The sequence below is a fragment of the Streptomyces sp. NPDC002619 genome, from assembly GCF_042889305.1.
Taxonomy (GTDB): Bacteria; Actinomycetota; Actinomycetes; order Streptomycetales; family Streptomycetaceae; genus Streptomyces.
Map to the genome: position 1 here is coordinate 1 of NZ_JBIAQV010000166.1, position 1,060 is coordinate 1,060.

At 74.2% G+C, this 1,060-nt stretch carries 1 pseudogene; it reads left to right on the forward strand.

Annotated features, from left to right (window positions below):
• Window positions 1-1,060, forward strand: a pseudogene (locus ACFYXB_RS46025) (hypothetical protein); the annotation flags it as partial.

The window sequence follows — 1,060 nt, forward strand, 5'->3', positions numbered from 1 at the left end:
GGCTTCGTCCGCCACATCCGGCTGCCCGAATACGTGGTCGGACCGCTGGCCGAGAAGCCGGCGGCCAAGCTGCTGGACACCTGGTGGCCGGGGCTGGCGCGGACGGTGCGGCGGCGGCTGCTGGCCGAGGCCGACGGCAACCCGCTCGTCCTGCGGCTGTTACCGACGGCGCTGACCGACCGGCAGCGCCGCGGCCAGGACCCGCTGCCCGCGCTCCTGCCCCTTTCCGGGCGACTGGAGGAGACCTTCGCCGCCGCCATCGAAAGGCTGCCCGCACCGACCCGAAAGCTGCTGTTGCTGGCCGCGCTGGAGCCTGATGCCGACCTGGCCACGATCCGGACGGCCGCGCAGGGCTGCGCGGACCTCGACGACCTGGTCGTGGCGCGACAGGCGGGCCTGGTCCATGCCGATGCGGCCGTCGGTGGCGTGGCGTTTCGTCATCCGCTGATCCGCGCGGCGATCGTGCACCTGACACCGCCGGGTGAACGCCGGGCCGCGCACCAGGCCCTGGCCGCGGCCCTGACCGGCGACCCGTACCGGCGGGCGTTGCACCTGGCCGACGCCGCGACCGGACCGGACGAGGCGGTGGCCGGGGCGCTGGAGGAGGCAGCCCTGTCCACCTGGCGGCGCGGCGACCCGTCCGCCGCCGGGGAGCGGGCATTGGACGAGGCGGCCGTCGGCGACCGGCGACGCGTCGGTGCGTTGGCCGCGGTGACCGCACTCGTGCGGGCCGGTGAACTCAGCCCGCACCCGAACGACCGGTCCCGGCGGCTGGTCGATGCCGCCTACCTCGCCAACATCACCGGTCAACTCGACCAGGTGCCCCGGTTGTTGGCCGACGCGAGGCAGGCACCGGACACCCCGACCGGGCTGGTCTTCGCCGCCACCGCCCACCTCCTCACCAACAATGAGGGCGATGTCGATGCCGCCTACCGGCTCCTGGCCCGGGCGCTCGACGACGTCGCCGACACCGGCAAGCCCACCAACAACTGGGATTCCTACGGGATCCTGTACGCGCTGCTGCACGTCAGCTTCTATGCCGCCCGGCCGGAGCCGTGGG